Source organism: Frankia sp. AgKG'84/4 (assembly GCF_023242965.2).
Taxonomy (GTDB): Bacteria; Actinomycetota; Actinomycetes; order Frankiales; family Frankiaceae; genus Frankia.
On sequence record NZ_JALKFU020000915.1, the window covers coordinates 1 to 792 of the forward strand.

At 74.6% G+C, this 792-nt stretch carries 1 protein-coding gene; it reads right to left on the bottom strand.

All coding sequences use genetic code 11. The annotated features are described in order from the left end of the window. Positions 1-70: 70 nt before the first annotated feature. A partial coding sequence (locus MXD58_RS26010; protein ID WP_518478691.1) for a DMT family protein occupies positions 71-792 on the bottom strand: 722 nt, incomplete at its 5' end.

Genomic DNA, 792 nt, shown 5'->3' on the forward strand with positions numbered 1-792 from the left:
GTCTCGGAGCGACACACCCGCACCCCGGACGATCAACCAGCCGCTCCCGATCTACACCACGCAGTGGGACTCACCCCTCGTCGGCGAGGCTGGCGAGCTCCGCGCCGATCCGGTCGAGGTCACGGCCGAGCCGTTTGCGCAGTCGCCGGGTGGCGGGACTGTTCGGACCGGTCCGCCGGCTGTGCCGCAGATCGTGGCGCAGCCGCTCCAGGTCGTGGTGCACCTGTTCCTCCAACCGCGAGAGGCGTCCCTGCGCCTGCCGGGCGGCGAGCCGGGAGAGCTGGCCGGTGATCAGGGGCGAGCGGGCCAGGGTCCGCACGCCGACGGTCATCACGGCCAGGCCGATCACCTCGGCGACGATGGCCAGCGGGGTGAGCCGCAGCCCGCCGCCGAGCAGGCCGACGCCGATCGCGACCCCGACGAGCGGCTCCGTGCTCACCGACGCGGGCAGGGAGGCAGGCAGCGGCGCCATCTCGTAGGCGCTCTGCGCGAGGACCGCGCTGATCAACGCCACGGCGACGATCGCCAGGGGGAACCAGGAGCGGGTCAGTCCGCCGAGCCCGCTGGTCGTCACGAGATGGCCCGCCCCACTGACGAGCGCGGCCTGCAGCGCGGAGAGCACCCCGGCCGCGCCGGCCAGCAGCGGGGCGCGCCGGACGGCGGTGAGTCGTCGGGTTCCCCAGGTGGCGGCGAAGACCATCAACGCGATCACGACGCCGGTCGTCACCCAGCCGGCGGTCGTGGCGTGGTCCGCCTGGCCGGAGTCGGGTGCCCCGGCGGCCACGAACACCG